The sequence below is a fragment of the Gilliamella sp. WF3-4 genome (assembly GCF_001690275.1).
Taxonomy (GTDB): domain Bacteria; phylum Pseudomonadota; class Gammaproteobacteria; order Enterobacterales; family Orbaceae; genus Gilliamella; species Gilliamella apicola_C.
Genome location: NZ_LZGW01000022.1, coordinates 84,058 through 101,249, shown reverse-complemented (window position 1 = coordinate 101,249; position 17,192 = coordinate 84,058). Strand labels below are relative to the sequence as shown.

The following is a 17,192-nucleotide window of genomic DNA, read 5'->3' as shown; positions in this document are numbered from 1 at the left end:
AGTTAAATGCCTACCCCACATATTAACGCCACCGATAATGCTTTTGCTCAAACGGTATTAATGCCTGGCGATCCATTGCGAGCTAAGTTTATTGCCGAAACTTTTTTAGAAAATGCAAAAGAAGTGACTAATGTAAGAGGAATGCTTGGTTTTACAGGCCACTATAAAGGTAAGCAAGTTTCTGTTATGGGACATGGTATGGGGATTCCATCTTGTTCTATATATACAACCGAATTGATCAAATTTTATGGTGTTAAAAATATCATTCGTATCGGTTCGTGTGGCGCAATCAGTCCTGATGTTAATCTTGGTGATGTTGTTATTGGCTTAGGTGCTTGTACCGATTCAAAAGTCAATCGTTTACGTTTTAAAGATCACGATTTTGCCGCTATCGCCGATTTTGGTTTGACTTGCAATGCCGTTAATGCTGCTAAAAACTTAGGCGTAAATGTTAAAGTTGGCAATCTTTTTTCTGCCGATCTGTTTTATAGTGTTGAACCTGATATGTTTGATATTATGGAAAAGTACAATATTTTAGGCGTTGAAATGGAAGCAGCGGGCATTTATGGTGTGGCTAGTGAATATGGAGCTAAAGCATTAACAATTTGTACAGTATCTGACCACATACGAAAAGGCGAAGCAATGTCGGCAGAAGAGCGACAATTAGGCTTTAAAAATATGATTAATGTTGCGTTAGAATCGGTATTACTTAATTCAAATTAAAATTAATGGCAGAATTTCTGCCATTTTTTTTAGGTTAAAAACAAACCAACTAATTGTCGCATTAGCTGTAAACCAACAGCTTTAAACGTGAATATTTTTAGCGTTATAGCTAGTTTTTAATAGCGATAACAAATTTTTATTTATTCATTAATTTTTATCTAATAGTAGAGAAGATCTCATTTAATAAGGAACCATAAATGAATATTAAGTTACAGCTTAAAGTTATATTTTTCTTGCAATTCTTCATCTGGGGGAGCTGGTTAATAACTTTAAATTATTATCTAGAGCACCAATTAAATTTTACTAGCATTGAAGTCGCTTCAGTATATAGCTCAATAGCGATAGCCTCATTAATTATGCCAAGTTTAATGGGAATTATTGCTGATAGATGGATACCGGCCAATCGCCTTTATATTATTTGCCACTTGATTGGTGCTATAACATTAGCTATCGCCGCGTTTATGACAACACCGGTGATGATGACAATTGTCATGTTAATTCACTGCTTAGCTTTCATGCCGACTATCGCTATTTCCAATTCAATTGCTTACTCATGTTTAAACTCTCAAGGCCTTGATGTTATTGGTCAATTCCCTAAAATTAGGATATATGGTACAGTCGGTTTTATTATCGCTATGTGGCTAGTTAGTTTCTTAAAATTAGAATCAAGCAGTATGCAACTTTACATTGCTGCAATAGGTTCTATTTTACTTAGCCTTTACTCGTTAACACTGCCTTTTATTCCTACATCACAAAATAGCAGTAAAGAAAAATCACTGATTAGCTCTTTAGGATTAGATGCCTTTGTATTATTTAAACAACCTAAAATGTTTGTTTTTTTTCTGTTTGCGGCTTTGTTAGGCGGAATCTTACAAATTACCAACACGTTTGGTAATAGTTTCTTACATAGCTTTGATAATGCTGCTGAATTTAAAGATAGTTTAGTTATTCAATATCCTGCTGTATTACTTTCTATTTCGCAAATATCAGAAGTCGTCTTTATCTTATTTGTGCCTTTCTTCATGAAACGCCTAGGTATCAAATATGTCATGCTGATTAGTATATTTGCTTGGGTAGCTCGTTTTGGATTATTTGCTTATGGTGATCCATCTCCTGTCGGTTTTGTATTGCTACTGCTTTCAATGATTGTTTATGGTTGTGCTTTTGACTTCTATAATATTTCAGGCTCCATGTATGTAGATAAGACTGTTTCATCAGATATCCGTAATAGTGCACAAGGGCTATTTATGATGATGACAAATGGTATTGGTGCTTATATTGGTACCATGGCTAGTGGTTTTGTGGTTAATTACTATACAATAGAAAAAATTGTAGATTGGCATTCTGTTTGGCTTATATTTGCGGGCTATTCATTAGTGCTTGCAATTGTTTTTGTTTTTATTTTCAAAAATGATGCCACTGATAAAAAATTAGCCTAAAAATCAAGCGGTGAATTGGCATTAACGTCCAATAATGTGAGTTTCACATTAACTACCTAGTTAATGTTGAAATAGATAGATAAGTTAGATTATTCTACTAATAATTTGTTCTATAAATAGGCAACAGATTAATTGTTGCCTAATTCCTGATTGCGACAAAATGTTATCGGCCTCACAGAAAATCGATAAATTGCACAAAATGTATAGAAAATAAATTGATAGGAAACAAAGGTATGGAAAACAAGTATCTTATCAAAATAGCATAAAATGCTTATAATAAGTGTATCAATTCTGGTATTTGATACGTTTGCCAGTTGATTAATAATCACTATTACAAGTACCTTAATAAGCGTATTTAAGCAGATTAGAACAAGATGAATAAACACATAAACCCCAAAGTTATACTTCATGAGCATGTCGAAGGCAGTATTACTCCCTTTATGGCTAAAAAATTAGCCAATAAAAATCATTTAACTTTCCCTGATTCATTATGTTATCAACAAGGCGAATATGATGCGACCGAGTATAAAAATGGTCGATATAACTATGATGAATCCGACTTTGTTTCATTTATTCAAACTTATGACACTGTTTCGAGTTTTGTTAAACATCCTGACGATTATTACCTGATTACTTACGATTTTTTAAGCAGAAATGCCAAGCAAGGGTTAATCTATTGTGAACTGTTCTTGTCGCCCTATCATATTTGCGCAACAGAAAGACAAGGAAAAGTTGTTTGGGACAAAGAAAGATTTCAACAAACTCTTAATCAAATGGATAAAGCAATTATTGATGTTCAAAAAGAGCATAATATTACCGTTAGGTACCATGTAATTGGCGTACGACACCTTGGCGCCGATGTGGTGCATGATACACTGCGTTTTATTGAAAATAATTATCATCCATTTATTACTGGATTTAATATTGCTGGCAATGAGAAAGCAGGACATTTTGATGATTTTAAAAAGGCTCATCAACTTGCTTCTGAATTAAATTTAAAAAAATCTTACCATGCTGGTGAAATTGACTCAGCGGAAAGTATTATTCAAGCGCTAAAACATGGCGCAAATCGAATTGGGCACGGTATTGCTGCTATTGAAGATGATACATTGATTAAGCAATTAGTTGATAACAAAATCACTTTAGAAATTGCTCTCACCAGCAATCGTATTTTAGTGAATAAATTACAGGGTGATATACTTAATCATCCAATTAGACAACTGTATGACCAAGGTGTTCGCATTACTCTTAACACGGATGATGCCGGAATTTTTGGTACCGACATTGAAAAAGAATACCATATTGCTCAATCGATATTTTCTTTTTCGCGATTAGAATTGCTTGATATAACACTATGTGGTATCCAAGCAGCTTTTGTTGATGAGCCTATTAGAGTTCGTTTAATGAATTTGGCACTCTCATACTTTACCTCGGATGATAGAAAATTACTGAAAAAATTTATTCATGATAAAAAATATCATCCAGCAATCATTGAGCGTTTTTTAACATATCAAAAATTATTATTAGCTATCCCCATTAATTAACTCATCAGAATATTTGGAGATTTACATGAAAAAAAATAAGTTAGCCCTAAGTTTTTTACCCCTATTTATATCTGGTGCTGTTAATGCTGCAACAGTCGATTTAAGAGTTATCGAAACGACTGATTTACACGGCAATATGATGAATTATGATTATTTTAAAGATCAAACTATTGATTCATATGGGTTAGTTAAAACTGCCAATTTAATTCATCAAGCAAGAAGCGAAGTAAAAAATAGTGTTCTTGTTGATAATGGCGATTTAATTCAAGGTAGCCCAATGGCTGATTATGCAGTTGATAAAGGCCTGAGTGAGGGCGAGATACACCCAGTATATAAAGCACTCAATACCCTTGATTATGTTGTTGGTAATATTGGTAACCACGAATTTAATTTTGGATTGGAATTTCTGAAAAAAAGCCTTTCTGGAGCTAAATTTCCTTACATTAATGCCAATGTTTATGATGCTAAAACCAATAAGCCATATTTCAAGCAATATATTATTGTAGATACTCCTGTTATTGATAGAGATGATAATAAGCATACTATCAAAATTGGTTATATCGGTTTTGTCCCGCCACAAATTATGCAATGGGACAAACTTAACCTTAATGGCAAAGTTGTTGTCAAAGATATTACCGAAACCGCTAAATTACTAGTACCGGAAATGAAAAAACAAGGCGCTGATGTCATTATTGCAATTCCACACTCTGGCGTGTCGGCTGAACCTTATAAAGCGTTAGCTGAAAATTCGGTTTATTACTTAAGCCAAGTAGAGGGAATTAATGCAATTATGTTTGGTCACTCACATGGCGTCTTCCCAAGTGAAGAATTTAAATCACTGCCTAATACTGATATAAAAACAGGAAATATCAATCATGTTCCCGCGGTCATGCCAGGACAATGGGGAAGCCATTTAGGCGTAGTGGATTTAGTTCTAACGGGAGATAAATCCAATTGGCAAGCTATTTCAGGGAAATCTGAAGCACGGCCGATTTATGACCAAACGAATAAAAAAGCCTTAGTTGAAGCTGATCAAAAACTCGTTGATATTCTAACAACAGACCACCAAGGTACGCGTAAATTTGTAAGTAAACCTATTGGTAAAGTTTCAACCGATATTACTAGCTATTCAGCGCTAGTCGAAGATACATCTGCCTTACAAATTATTAATGATGCACAAACCGATTACGTTAAGCAATTTATTCAAGGCGATCCAGATCTGGATGGCCTGCCAGTTTTATCAGCTATTGCACCATTTAAAGCTGGTGGCAGAAAAAACGATCCAAGCGCTTTTGTTGATGTAAAAAAGGGTGATCTTACCTTTAGAAATGCAGCAGATATCTATCTGTATCCTAATATTTTATCTGTGATTAAAATTACAGGCAAAAATGTAAAAGAATGGCTTGAATGTTCTGCGGGTATGTATAACCAAATAGATATTCATACAGCAAATCCACAATACCTAATTAATTGGGATAAATTTAGAACCTATAATTTTGATACAATTGATGGTGTAAATTATCAAATTGATATCACCAAGCCTCCACGTTATGATGCTAACTGCCAGTTAATCAATCCAACATCTGAAAGAATAACTAATCTGACTTACCAACACAAACCACTTGATCCTAATCAAATGTTTTTAATTGCTACAAATAATTATCGAGCTTATAGCGGCATATTCCCAGGTACTGGTGAAAAAAATGTTAAATTTAATTCACCGGATGATTTAAGAGTGATCCTGTCAGCTTATATCACTAAGGTTACTAAACAAGAAGGATCGGTCAATGTTATTGTTGATAACAACTGGCAAATTGCGCCAATATCGAGTGATACCAAATTAGATATTCGTTTTGAATCATCTCCAACAGATGAAGCTAAAACTTATATTGAAAAACATTCACTATACCCTACTGAATTTATCGAAAAAGATAAATTAGGTTTTGGTGTTTATCGATTAGATTTACAGTCATCAGCTAACGCTCAACCTAAAATTTAATTAATATTATTACGAAACAAAGGATTCTCAATATGAAAATTGAAAAACTCATTGAACTCGCTAAAACTGCTCGCTCTAAAGCTTATGTTCCTTACTCCAAATTTCAGGTTGGTGCAGTATTAATCACTGAAGATGATGAGGCGATTTTAGGTTGCAATGTTGAAAATGCCTCTTATGGCCTAGCCAATTGTGCAGAACGCACCGCTATTTTTAAAGCAGTTTCAGAAGGTAAAAGAAAATTTAAAAAATTAGTGGTAATTGGTGATACTGACGGTCCAATTTCACCTTGTGGAGCTTGCCGTCAAGTAATCAGTGAGTTTTGTGCTAAAGATATGCCAGTTATTTTAACGAATATGCAAGGTAAAATCCAAGAAACCACTGTTGGTGAATTGTTACCTTGGTCTTTTTCGCCAAGTGATTTAGATTAGTTTTGCTTGTGAGCAATGTAATTTTAGCTATATTGAAAATAGTTAAAATTGAACGCAATTAAAAATAAAAAGAAATTGATACTTATTGTTAGCTAGGATTAGCCTTCTCATCAAGCCAAATTATGGATGAGAAGAATATAATCCTAATTTATTGATATTAAGAGAGACGAATAATGAGATTTGTAGATATTATTGAAAAAAAACGTGATGGACATGCATTAACCACAGACGAAATTCAATTTTTTATTACTAATTACACTAATGGTACTATCCCTGATTACCAAGTTAGCGCTTTATTAATGGCAATTTATTATCAAGGTATGACATCAAAAGAATGTGCGGATTTAACCAGTGCCATGATGTATTCAGGTGATACTGTTGACCTATCATCAATAAAAGGAATTAAGGTCGATAAACATTCAACTGGTGGTGTGGGTGATACCACAACATTAGTACTTGCTCCTTTAGTTGCAGCATTAGATGTACCGGTCGCTAAAATGTCAGGGCGTGGACTTGGGCATACTGGTGGCACCACCGATAAATTTGAGTCGATTGCGGGATTCAAAATAGAATTAAGCAAACAAGATTTTATTAATCAGGTGAATACCAAGGGTTTAGCAGTAATTGGTCAGTCAGGTAATTTAACACCAGCCGATAAAAAGCTCTATTCACTACGTGACGTAACTGGCACCGTTAATTCTATTCCACTTATTGCAAGCTCAATTATGAGTAAAAAATTAGCTGCTGGTGCTGATGCTATTGTGCTTGATGTTAAAACCGGTGATGGCGCACTAATGAAAAATATGGCTGATTCAGAAAATTTAGCTCACGAAATGGTCAATATCGGTAACCAAATTGGTCGCAGAACCATGGCTATTATTTCAGATATGTCACAACCACTTGGTTTTGCAATTGGTAATGCACTTGAAATAAAAGAAGCGATTGATACTTTGAAAGGTAAAGGTCCTGCTGATTTAACTGAGCTAGTTTTAACATTAGGTAGCCAAATGGTTGTGCTTGCCAACAAAGCGAAAACATTAGAAGAAGCCAGAGCTAAACTGCAAGAGGTCATAAAAAATGGTAAAGCAATTGAAAAATTTAAAACCTTAATTGAAGCGCAAGGTGGTGATAGCTCGGTTGTTGATCATCCTGAAAAATTAGCAAGCGCGCCATACCAAATCGCACTACCTGCGCAAAAATCAGGCTACATTACAAAGATTATTGCGGATCAAATTGGCATTGTTGCAATGCAATTAGGCGCGGGGCGAGCAACCAAAGATGATATCATCGATCCAGCGGTTGGAATCGTATTACATAAAAAAGTCGGCGATAAAGTTGATGAGGGTGAAGCTTTATTAACGATTCATGCCAATACTGATAAGCTTGATGCAATCAAACAAAAATTGTATGACAATATTATTGTTAGTGATAGTGCAAGCGAGCCACAATTGATTTATAAAGTGATTACGGAGTAGTCATTATAATAAGGATTTAGGAGGAACCATGTTTCAGCCAAAATTAAATAAAAAAATATCACTACTTGTTGTTTTGAGTATGTTTTCAGCTAATGTTATAGCGACTGTTTCGAACAAAAAACAAACAACACCCACTTGGGAAAAGAACACAATTTATCAATTTACTATTTTACATACTAACGATCACCACGGTCGTTTTTGGCAAAATGATATTGGTGAATATGGACTTGCTGCACAAAAAACAGTCGTTGATAAAATAAGAAAGGAGGTAGCTGCTAAAGGCGGAAAATTGTTGCTTCTATCTGGCGGTGATATTAATACTGGCGTTCCTGAATCCGATGTGCTTCAAGCAAAACCTGATTTTTTAGGTATGAATGAAATTGGCTACAATGCGATGGCTGTGGGTAATCATGAATTTGATCACCCTTTAACGATTATTCGTGAACAACAAAGATGGGCAAATTTTCCTTTTCTATCTGCAAATACTTACTTTAAAGGCACCGATAATCGCGTTTTTGATGCCTACACAACATTTGATTTAAATGGTATTAAAGTGGCAGTATTTGGATTAACCACGGATGATACAACTTTTTTAGCTTCACCTAAAAATACTGATGGCATTGAATTTCATAAAACCTTACCCGAGGCGCAAAAAATTATAGCTCAGATAAAAAAGATGGAACATCCTGATATGATTATTGCTTTAACGCATATGGGACATTATGAAAATGGCGAACATGGTTCAATGGCGCCTGGAGATGTTGAATTAGCCCGCGGGTTAAAAAGTGGTGAATTAGATATGATTGTGGGTGGTCATTCACAAAATCCCGTTTGTATGGCAAGTCCAAATAAGCGCATTACCGAATATGTCCCAGGAACCCCTTGTGCACCCGATCAGCAAAACGGGACTTGGATTGTTCAAGCGCATGAATGGGGTAAATATGTTGGGCGTGCAGATTTTACCTTTTTAAACGGCAAAATAACTTTGCAAAATTATCAACTAATCCCTATCAATTTAAAAAAAGAAGTTGATAATGGCGATGGTACAAAACGCCTCGAATATTACAGTGAAGAGATATTACAAGATAAAAAATTACTCGAAAATCTAAAGCCTTATCAAGAACAAGGAAAGCAACACTTAATAATTAAAAGCGGAGAGTTATCCGGCCGACTTGAAGGTGATCGTAATATTGTAAGATATCAACAAAGCAATATGGGACAATTATTGCTTAGCGCTTTTATTGAAAAAACCAGTGCTGATATGGGGATTATGTCAGGTGGTATGATTCGCGATTCATTAATTGAAGGTAATATTACTTATCGCGATATTTTAAAAGTTGAGCCTTTTGGTAATAACGTTGTTTATTTTGATCTGACTGGTAGTGAATTAATTGATTATCTTAAAGTAGCGCTTAACAAAAAACCAGGTTCTGGCGGATATGCGCATATGAAAAATATCACCTTGACACGATCAAACAATAACATTGAAGATATAAAAATTAAAAATGAACCTATCGATTTACAAAAATCATATCGCATAGTTACGCTAGACTTTTTAGCTGCTGGTGGTGATGGTTACCCAATAACCAATACTTCACCAACTTATGTTGATACGGGTTATCGTGATGCTGATGTAGTAAAACAGTATTTTGAAAAACATTCGCCAATTAAGGCATCTGATTATGAACCAACACAATTTATAAATAACTAAATTATTTAGGAAAGTTTAAACGTAAACATTTATTAGGGACACATTGCTCGAAAATAATTACTATATTATTCGGTAATAGTAATTAAGCTAACGCAGCTGTAGTGCCTGTGTTCAAGGCTTATACCTCATTGTTGGCACTACAGTTTTTTGTGATGTTTGATAATGTGGATGATTTCTATATCGAATATCATTAAATTTATTAATAATATTCAATAGTTCGTGTGGTTATCTTGTTATCATTACACTCTTTAACTATCCAGTCACCTTTTTCATTATGTTTAGAAAATTGACACTCAAGAATTGCTTTCTTTTTTATATCAAAATATTTTTTTAAATTGATCAGCTGACCTTGTTTATTATACTCCATAGTATATATGCCATTATCGATCACTCTAGAAATCAACTGATTTTTATTATTATATTGAAATGTCATATTATTATCAAAAAATAGTATCTTATCTTCATCATCGTAGCCGACAAAAACTGAACGAAGTTTATCTACCCCCTCCATTGTTTGGACAAATTTCGTTCTGTGGTCTGTTTGGAAAATATCAAATAAATCGGTTTTCTTATAATTATCTGTTGCAAACGGATTAAGATAATTTTGATTCTGGCTAGGCAAAGACATAGTAAAATAATCATAAAATTTCCAGCTTGTTCTTTCTGTTTCTAAATCATCAGAAGCGACAATACTACGCTCCAGTCCATAATTATAACTTTTAATTGTCTCAATAAAAGAAGTAACTAACCCTCTATCATCAAAATTCATTTCAAAAATAGAGCTGTCGCCATTACCTAGCAAATTTTGGTATTGACCCAATAACTTATTTTTTATATTGCCTGTTGCCGACTTAATACGATTTTCGGTAATGGCATGATCAAAATAGTAATACATTACAACTTGGTTAGTTGAGCGGGCTAAATTTTCTGAAGGATTTGTTTTTGCAAATAATACGGGATCCGATTCTATACCCCAATCGTTAATAATTTGATTATATGAAAAAAAATATTTCCTTATTTTAGCTACTTTTTCTTTGTCGTAATATGCATAAGTGAAATGTTCCTGATCCCATTTATTATCATCTTTACTATAAAAAAATGACTGCATTATCGAATCATCGTTATCAAAGATAAACTCACCATTGACCAGTTTCGCTAACTTTATACTAGACGATATTTGGTTTGGAAATTGCCCATTGATGAGTTCAGGGTAGCTATAGGTAAAATGCGTATTTTTTTTATTTTCGTCTAACTCTCCGGCATAAAAATATTGTTTAAAAATATCACTATTAACCCAAGAAGGAATTTGTTCAATATTATAAGTGACTGTTGCAAATAAATTTACGTTATTGCTAATATCTAAAAAAAATAGTTTATCTAAAGTCACTTGTCCAAAACAAAAACTACCTTTTTTAAATTTTGTATCACTATTTAATTTAGCTAATTGATAGGCTGTGGTCTGGTTGTCAGCATCTAATGAACGGTTTAACAAACCTAAGCTTGTAAAAACTTCTAATCGCCGATTTAATTCGTTGTTTACCCACACTTCCGCTCGTGTGTTTGCTGGGTAACTGAGATTTTTTTTCAGATAAGGGAATGTTACTTTCCCTAGATAAAAACAAATTGGTTTGTCTTGATCTTCCAGTGTTGTTCTAATTTCTTCCGTTAATTTTACTTTGCTTTTATCACATCCTGACAGCATAACTAATAATGTCAGTGGAACAACATTAAAATATTTTTTCATTGTTTTTGATAGCCCTTTTCCTATTACTTTTATTTCTGATAAATCTTTTAAGAAATAATCTATTTTTGATTGTAACATGATTTAGGTAAAGTGATAAGTTTGTTCATTTTGCTTATCTGCTCTAGAGCAATATTCAAATAGCTATATAATATGGGAAGAACTTTGATAAAAAAATAGGGACAACCGTCCCTTAATTTGTAATATATTTCCTATTTATTGTTTTTAAACGCTGCAGCAAATGCGTTCCCCATCGCGCTGTTGCCTAATGATGGCGTATTATTTTGTTTGCTAGTATGTGAGCGACTTTTAGAAGATCGATTATCTTCCTGTTTAGTTAATGAAGCAGGATCATCAAGACGCATGGTTAAAGCGATACGTTTGCGAGGAATATCTACTTCAATCACTTTCACTTTAACAATATCACCAGCTTTTACAACAGTTCTTGGATCATCAACAAATTTGTTTGACAATGCTGAAATATGTACCAAGCCATCTTGGTGTACGCCAATATCAACAAATGCGCCAAAATTAGTAACATTGGTTACTGTACCTTCCATAATCATACCCAGTTTTAGATCTTCCATTGTTTCGATATCATCTGCAAACTGAGCTGTTTTAAATTCAGGTCTTGGATCTCGCCCTGGTTTATCTAGCTCTTTAATAATATCTGTGACGGTTGGAACGCCAAAATGGTCATCCACATAATCTATCGCTTTAAGGGATTTTAAGTAATTTGTATCACCTAAAATTTCTTTTAAAGATTTATGATTTTTTTCTAAAATTCGCTCAACAACAGGATAAGCCTCTGGATGAACCGCTGATGCATCAAGTGGGTTTTTACCATCCATAATTCTTAAAAAACCAGCGCATTGTTCAAAGGCTTTAGAGCCTAAACGCGATACTTTTAATAATTGTTTACGATCAGTAAATTGACCATTTTCATTACGCCAATCAATAATATTTTTGGCAATAACTTTATTAAGCCCAGCAATACGCGCAAGTAACATCATCGAAGCAGTATTCAAATTCACACCAACCGCATTTACACCATCTTCAACCACGGCATCAAGTTTTTTAGCAAGCTGCGTTTGGCTGACATCATGCTGGTATTGACCAACGCCAATTGATTTAGGATCAATTTTAACAAGTTCGGCTAATGGATCTTGTAAGCGCCTTGCAATTGATACCGCACCACGGATCGACACATCAAGATCAGGGAACTCTTGTGCTGCAAGCTCAGATGCAGAATAAACTGATGCTCCAGCTTCGCTAACAATGACCTTTTGCCCTTTAACTTCTGGATATTTTTTTTGAACATCAAGATAAAAGCGTTCTGTTTCGCGCGATGCAGTACCATTGCCAATAGCAACTAATTCGACTTGGTATTTAATACAAAGCGCTGCAACTAGCATAGCGGCTTTATCGGCCTGCCCTGTGTGTGGGTAGATTGTTTCAGTTGCGACTAATTTACCTGTCGCATCAACAACCGCAATTTTAACCCCTGTTCTTAATCCAGGATCCATCCCCATCGTAACTTTCATACCCGCTGGTGCAGCCATTAACATGTCATGCAAGTTAGCGGCAAATACGTTAATCGCTTCTTCTTCAGCGCGTTCACGTAGGGTCGTCATAAGTTCGGTTTCCATGTGCATTAAAATTTTAATACGCCATGTCCAATTAATAACAGCTTTACGCCATTTGTCAGCAGGATCATTATTGAAATGTATCGCTAAATGCTCAGTAATAATTTGTTCACAATAACTTTCTTTTGGTGCTTCTTCATATTGAGGATCAGCATTAATTGAAAGTTGTAAAAAGCCTTCATTTCGACCGCGAAACATCGCTAAAGCTCGATGAGACGGCACTTTTGAAATAAGTTCACTTTGTGCAAAATAATCTCGAAATTTTGCGCCCTCTTCTTCTTTGCCTCTAACCACTTGTGAAACTAAATGCGCATTATTCCAAAGATAATGCCGTACTTTTGCCAGTAATGCTGCATCTTCAGCAAATCGCTCCATTAAGATATAGCGTGCGCCATCTAATGCAGATTTAGTATCCGCAATACCTTTGTCCGAATTGATATACTTTTCCGCTTCAATTTCAGGATCAAGTATTGGGTTTTGCCATAAGTCATTAGCTAATGGTTCAAGACCCGCTTCAATAGCTATTTGACCACGAGTACGACGCTTAGGTTTATAAGGCAAATAAAGATCTTCAAGTTCGGTTTTACTTAACGTTTGTATGATACTTTGGCTTAATTCTGGTGTTAATTTACCTTGTTCTTCAATTGACTTTAAAATCGTTTGTTTGCGATCTTCAAGTTCACGTAAATAGCTCAATCGGCTATCTAAAGTGCGTAATTGAGTATCATCAAGGCCTCCTGTCACCTCTTTTCGATAACGGGCAATAAATGGAACGGTACTACCTTCATCCAATAATTGGATTGCAGCTAAAACTTGCTCTGGTTTTACCGTCAGCTCACTAGCTATAATATGGCTAATTTGTTTATTAATCATGGTTATTTTATCTATTTTTTAACATGCGGTAATTATATACCTATCTTCGTTTTTGTTGCAATTTAACGAATTTGATCAGTTATCTAAAAATAGCACGACTTATCATTAATTTTTATTGCGTAAAAGAATATTAAATAAAACTGATAATTAAACTCACCATTTTATTTAGCAACACATATCCCATAATAATCATAACTTGGTTCCTTAGTCGTCACTTTATTATCATACAATGCTCCAGTATTCATATTTACATAAATAACATTGCCATTACTTGGTGAAATTCCACTCGTCCAACCATAAGTTTGATTATAAAAATTAGCCCCTGAAAAATACGCCATTGCTCCCCATTCCGTAAGCAATCCTTGGTGAACAGCTCTTTTATAATTATGATGAGGATGAAAATTATCACTTAAACTATTTAACCTAGCATTACTCAAATCCCTAACATTTGCTTGTCGATAATTGCCTAACCCTTCACACCACTCTTTTTGCTGAGCAGGCCAAGCAACAAAATCCCCTCGATTAATAAACCACTGCGTTATTCTAAATTTATAAATGAGCTTTACACCCTGTTTTGTTGTGCCAATTAATTCAATATCAACAGGTAAGTTGGCTGTTGGTGCTGTAGCTTTATCTTCACCTTTACTTGATGAGTCAGGACCTTTTAACGTGACAAGCACCATATTCTTGTTATCATAAACTTTGAATCCTTTTGAGCTTGGAGCTTCTGTTTTTTCTATGCTTGCGGTAATTGCATTAAGCGAACTATCATCAACATTTGATGTTTTTACCGCCCATGTTGTTGTATCTAATGAATTATCTATCCCATTGGTCACTAAATAGAAATAAAGCCCATTTGCACCTGTTGATGGGAAATTATCTAAATAATCAGATTGTGGTACATGACCATTGTTAGTTGTTGGGTCAAAAATGCTTTTATCGCCATAGGTATAGCCTCCACCAGCATAAGACATATTTGGGCTGGCATATTTAATTGCTTCGCCACCTATTTTGATATGAAATCTTCGATAAGGAGTCTTAGTTATGGCTATCTTATTATCTGGGTAATTCTGAGAGTTTGGCACACCATACTTTGTATTCAAAGAAACAGAGCCACTTACTTTAATATATGGGTAAATACCATTTTTCAATAATGTACTAAATGTCGTTGTTGTCTGAGCTGCTGTTAATTTAACCTCATTGTTATCTGAATCTTCATAATACCATACTAGAGAAAGAGGATGGGCTGTATCTTCTGATAAAGAAATATCACCATCACCATCAACATCTATTACATCTGTATTTTGAGGTTGTTTGATTGCAGAGGATAATTTCAAACTCACTGGAGTTTTAGTCGCAATATTAATGCCTAGTGCAGAATCCAAATCGTTTGTATTAAAATAAGTTTTTCCATCATAGGTAACACCAAAATAATCAAATTCAGCATTCGATTCAATACTATTTTCAATCGAAGTAATAAAGCGAGGGCTGTGTCCTTCAATAACATTAGTGGTAACAGCCGATAATGCTAAAGACTCTGTTGAGAAAAAACTTACAAAAAAAACTAAGTTAAAAGCTAATTGGTACCGTGTAGCCATATTAATACCTAATAATAATTTCAAGTTATATAAAATCTGTTATTGAATTTCAATGATTGTTGAATTAAACCTATTTATGTAGTGCACATAACTTAATATAATTATTAGGTAAACCATTTATCATTAACAGAAAGAAAAAAACGAAAAACCATGATAAAACTTTATTTTTATCCTTGCGGTACAATTTAAATCAAAAATAACAAAAGAAAAACAATAAAAATAATTGTAATGCGTATTAAATACTCAATTAAACACTAAAACACACAAAATAAAAACGAAAGGACGTTAAATTATGCGAATAGCAAATTACATAACAAGAGAAGGCTATTTAGCGCTCGAACACGAATTAAAATATTTGTGGAAAGAAGAAAGACCTAAAGTTACTCAAGCAGTATCTGATGCAGCAGCCCTTGGCGATCGCAGTGAAAACGCCGAATATATCTATGGCAAACGAAGGTTGAGAGAAATCGATAGGCGGGTTCGTTTTCTAACTAAACGATTAGAATCACTGACAATTGTCGATCCTAATCCAAAGCAAGAAGGCAGGGTATTTTTTGGTGCATGGGTAAAATTAGAAGATGAAAAAGAAAATCTACATATTTATCGTATTGTGGGAGCCGATGAATTTGATCCTAAAAAAAATTGGATATCGATTAACAGCCCTGTAGCAAGAGCGCTAATAGGGCATAAAATTGATGATGAAATCACTGTTATGACACCAAATGGCAAAGCATTTTATTACATTGTAACGATTAGTTATACCGAATTGGTCTCTTAAATAGCGTGCTTTAAATAAAAAACAATTCGTTTTTTATAATCTATAACTCGATAGTCTATTGTCTGTAATGTATAAGCAATAAAGTATATAATCATAACAATATTTATAATATTATCTAAGGCATTATGATATCCATCAATCAATTATATATCTATCCAATCAAATCAATTCAAGGTATAAAACTTACTAAAGTAAATACTGCTGAAGGTGGCTTTGAGCATGATCGTATTTTGATGATTAGCGAACCTGATGGAACCTTTATTACTGCAAGAGAATATCCACAACTGCTAAAAACAAGTGCCATTATCATAGGGAACGAAGTACATATTTCTCATCCATCAATGACAACTATCAGACTTAACCTAGATGAATTTTCAAACTCTCAGGAAAAGACAGAAGTTTGGGATAATCATTTCACTTCGCACATTGCCCCTATAAGAGTGAATCAATTTTTCAGCCAAATTCTTCAAAAAGACGTCCAATTACGTTGGCTTGGGCATCAATTATCACGTCGAACAAAACGTTACCCTCAAGTACCTGTTAGTTTTGCTGATAGATATCCTTACTTGTTATTAAATAAAGCTTCATTTGATTATTTACAACAGCAATGTCCAGAAAAATTAGATATTAGGCAATTTCGCAGTAATATTATCATTCAAGGAGCGCTACCTTTCGCAGAAGATGGTTGGAAAACAATCAAAATTGGCAAAGTGATTTTTGATATTGTAAAACCTTGTGCCCGCTGTGCGTTAACAACTATTGATATCAATTGTGCAAACCCATTAAACAATGGTGAACCACTTAAAACATTACGTTATTTTAGATCTGATGAACAAGGCCAAATCGATTTTGGAATGAATATGATTGCTCGTAATCACGGAACCATCTCTGTTCACGATAAAGTCGAAGTATTAGAGCGACAACTTGCCAAAAATTACATTAAAACCTTTCCATCAGAAATAAAAAGTGAAATACAACTTTGTACCATCACTTTGGGAAATAAAACTATTCAAGCGAATGATAAGCAGACTATTTTAGAACAGTTAGAACAAAATGGAATAGCTCTACCTTATTCTTGCCGCACTGGCATCTGTGGACGTTGCTTAGTGGTTTTAAAAAAAGGGAAAGTCAGATCACTGACACAATCAGCGATAAAACGGAATAATCGAATTTTAGCCTGTAGTTGTGTGCCAATGGGTGATATCGTAATCGAGTAAAGTTAGTATTAATGATTCAA

11 protein-coding genes and 1 pseudogene are annotated in these 17,192 nt (G+C 34.2%); 9 read left to right on the top strand and 3 right to left on the bottom strand.

Translation table 11 applies throughout. The features are described 5' to 3' along the window. Positions 1-6: 6 nt before the first annotated feature. The 7 genes from deoD to ushA all read left to right on the top strand — a co-directional run bounded on the left by deoD (position 7) and on the right by ushA (position 9,319). On the top strand, positions 7-723 hold the full coding sequence (gene deoD / locus A9G47_RS05920; protein ID WP_065568115.1) for a purine-nucleoside phosphorylase: 717 nt from the start codon (positions 7-9) through the stop codon (positions 721-723). A 197-nt stretch (positions 724-920) separates the two neighbouring features. Then, on the top strand, positions 921-2,162 hold the full coding sequence (locus tag A9G47_RS05915; protein ID WP_065642415.1) for a nucleoside permease: 1,242 nt from the start codon (positions 921-923) through the stop codon (positions 2,160-2,162). Between the two features lie 374 nt (positions 2,163-2,536). Next, on the top strand, positions 2,537-3,706 hold the full coding sequence (gene add / locus A9G47_RS05910) for an adenosine deaminase (protein WP_065642414.1): 1,170 nt from the start codon (positions 2,537-2,539) through the stop codon (positions 3,704-3,706). A gap of 25 nt (positions 3,707-3,731) precedes the next feature. Beyond that, on the top strand, positions 3,732-5,705 hold the full coding sequence (locus tag A9G47_RS05905) for a bifunctional 2',3'-cyclic-nucleotide 2'-phosphodiesterase/3'-nucleotidase (RefSeq protein ID WP_065642413.1): 1,974 nt from the start codon (positions 3,732-3,734) through the stop codon (positions 5,703-5,705). Between the two features lie 23 nt (positions 5,706-5,728). Further along, positions 5,729-6,133 carry a cytidine deaminase gene (locus A9G47_RS05900; RefSeq protein WP_442902724.1) on the top strand — a complete coding sequence of 135 codons (405 nt, stop codon included), beginning with the start codon at positions 5,729-5,731 and terminating at the stop codon, positions 6,131-6,133. 173 nt (positions 6,134-6,306) lie between these two features. Then, entirely contained in the window at positions 6,307-7,608 is a 1,302-nt protein-coding gene (locus tag A9G47_RS05895) for a pyrimidine-nucleoside phosphorylase (protein ID WP_065568120.1), read from the top strand. 28 nt (positions 7,609-7,636) lie between these two features. Further along, entirely contained in the window at positions 7,637-9,319 is a 1,683-nt protein-coding gene (gene ushA / locus A9G47_RS05890) for a bifunctional UDP-sugar hydrolase/5'-nucleotidase UshA (RefSeq protein WP_065642412.1), read from the top strand. A gap of 199 nt (positions 9,320-9,518) precedes the next feature. Here the strand turns inward: ushA and A9G47_RS05885 are convergent, their stop codons facing one another. From A9G47_RS05885 to A9G47_RS05875, 3 genes and pseudogenes are all read right to left on the bottom strand, one after another. After that, entirely contained in the window at positions 9,519-11,063 is a 1,545-nt protein-coding gene (locus A9G47_RS05885) for a hypothetical protein (protein WP_141674821.1), read from the bottom strand. A gap of 346 nt (positions 11,064-11,409) precedes the next feature. Beyond that, positions 11,410-13,579 (bottom strand): annotated as a pseudogene (locus A9G47_RS05880) (Tex family protein); the annotation flags it as partial. A gap of 161 nt (positions 13,580-13,740) precedes the next feature. Further along, positions 13,741-15,177 carry a hypothetical protein gene (locus A9G47_RS05875; protein ID WP_065642409.1) on the bottom strand — a complete coding sequence of 479 codons (1,437 nt, stop codon included), beginning with the start codon at positions 15,175-15,177 and terminating at the stop codon, positions 13,741-13,743. 292 nt (positions 15,178-15,469) lie between these two features. Between A9G47_RS05875 and greB the strand changes: the two genes are divergently transcribed. Together greB and A9G47_RS05865 are read left to right on the top strand one after the other, a co-directional pair. Then, the gene (gene greB / locus A9G47_RS05870; RefSeq protein WP_065580337.1) at positions 15,470-15,955 is read left to right on the top strand and encodes a transcription elongation factor GreB; all 486 of its coding nucleotides are present in this window, start codon (positions 15,470-15,472) and stop codon (positions 15,953-15,955) included. Positions 15,956-16,080: 125 nt separating this feature from the next. Further along, positions 16,081-17,172, top strand: a complete 1,092-nt coding sequence (locus A9G47_RS05865; RefSeq protein ID WP_065642408.1) for a YcbX family protein — start codon at positions 16,081-16,083, stop codon at positions 17,170-17,172. Positions 17,173-17,192: the final 20 nt, after the last annotated feature.

Excerpts from the sequence above, each read along its gene's own strand:
- A9G47_RS05885 (WP_141674821.1), bottom strand. The coding sequence starts at position 11,063 with ATGAAAAAATATTTTAATGTTGTTCCACTGACATTATTAGTTATGCTG.
- A9G47_RS05895 (WP_065568120.1), top strand. The coding sequence starts at position 6,307 with ATGAGATTTGTAGATATTATTGAAAAAAAACGTGATGGACATGCATTA.
- greB (WP_065580337.1), top strand. The coding sequence starts at position 15,470 with ATGCGAATAGCAAATTACATAACAAGAGAAGGCTATTTAGCGCTCGAA.
- A9G47_RS05865 (WP_065642408.1), top strand. The coding sequence starts at position 16,081 with ATGATATCCATCAATCAATTATATATCTATCCAATCAAATCAATTCAA.
- add (WP_065642414.1), top strand. The coding sequence starts at position 2,537 with ATGAATAAACACATAAACCCCAAAGTTATACTTCATGAGCATGTCGAA.
- A9G47_RS05875 (WP_065642409.1), bottom strand. The coding sequence starts at position 15,177 with ATGGCTACACGGTACCAATTAGCTTTTAACTTAGTTTTTTTTGTAAGT.
- ushA (WP_065642412.1), top strand. The coding sequence starts at position 7,637 with ATGTTTCAGCCAAAATTAAATAAAAAAATATCACTACTTGTTGTTTTG.
- A9G47_RS05915 (WP_065642415.1), top strand. The coding sequence starts at position 921 with ATGAATATTAAGTTACAGCTTAAAGTTATATTTTTCTTGCAATTCTTC.
- A9G47_RS05905 (WP_065642413.1), top strand. The coding sequence starts at position 3,732 with ATGAAAAAAAATAAGTTAGCCCTAAGTTTTTTACCCCTATTTATATCT.
- deoD (WP_065568115.1), top strand. The coding sequence starts at position 7 with ATGCCTACCCCACATATTAACGCCACCGATAATGCTTTTGCTCAAACG.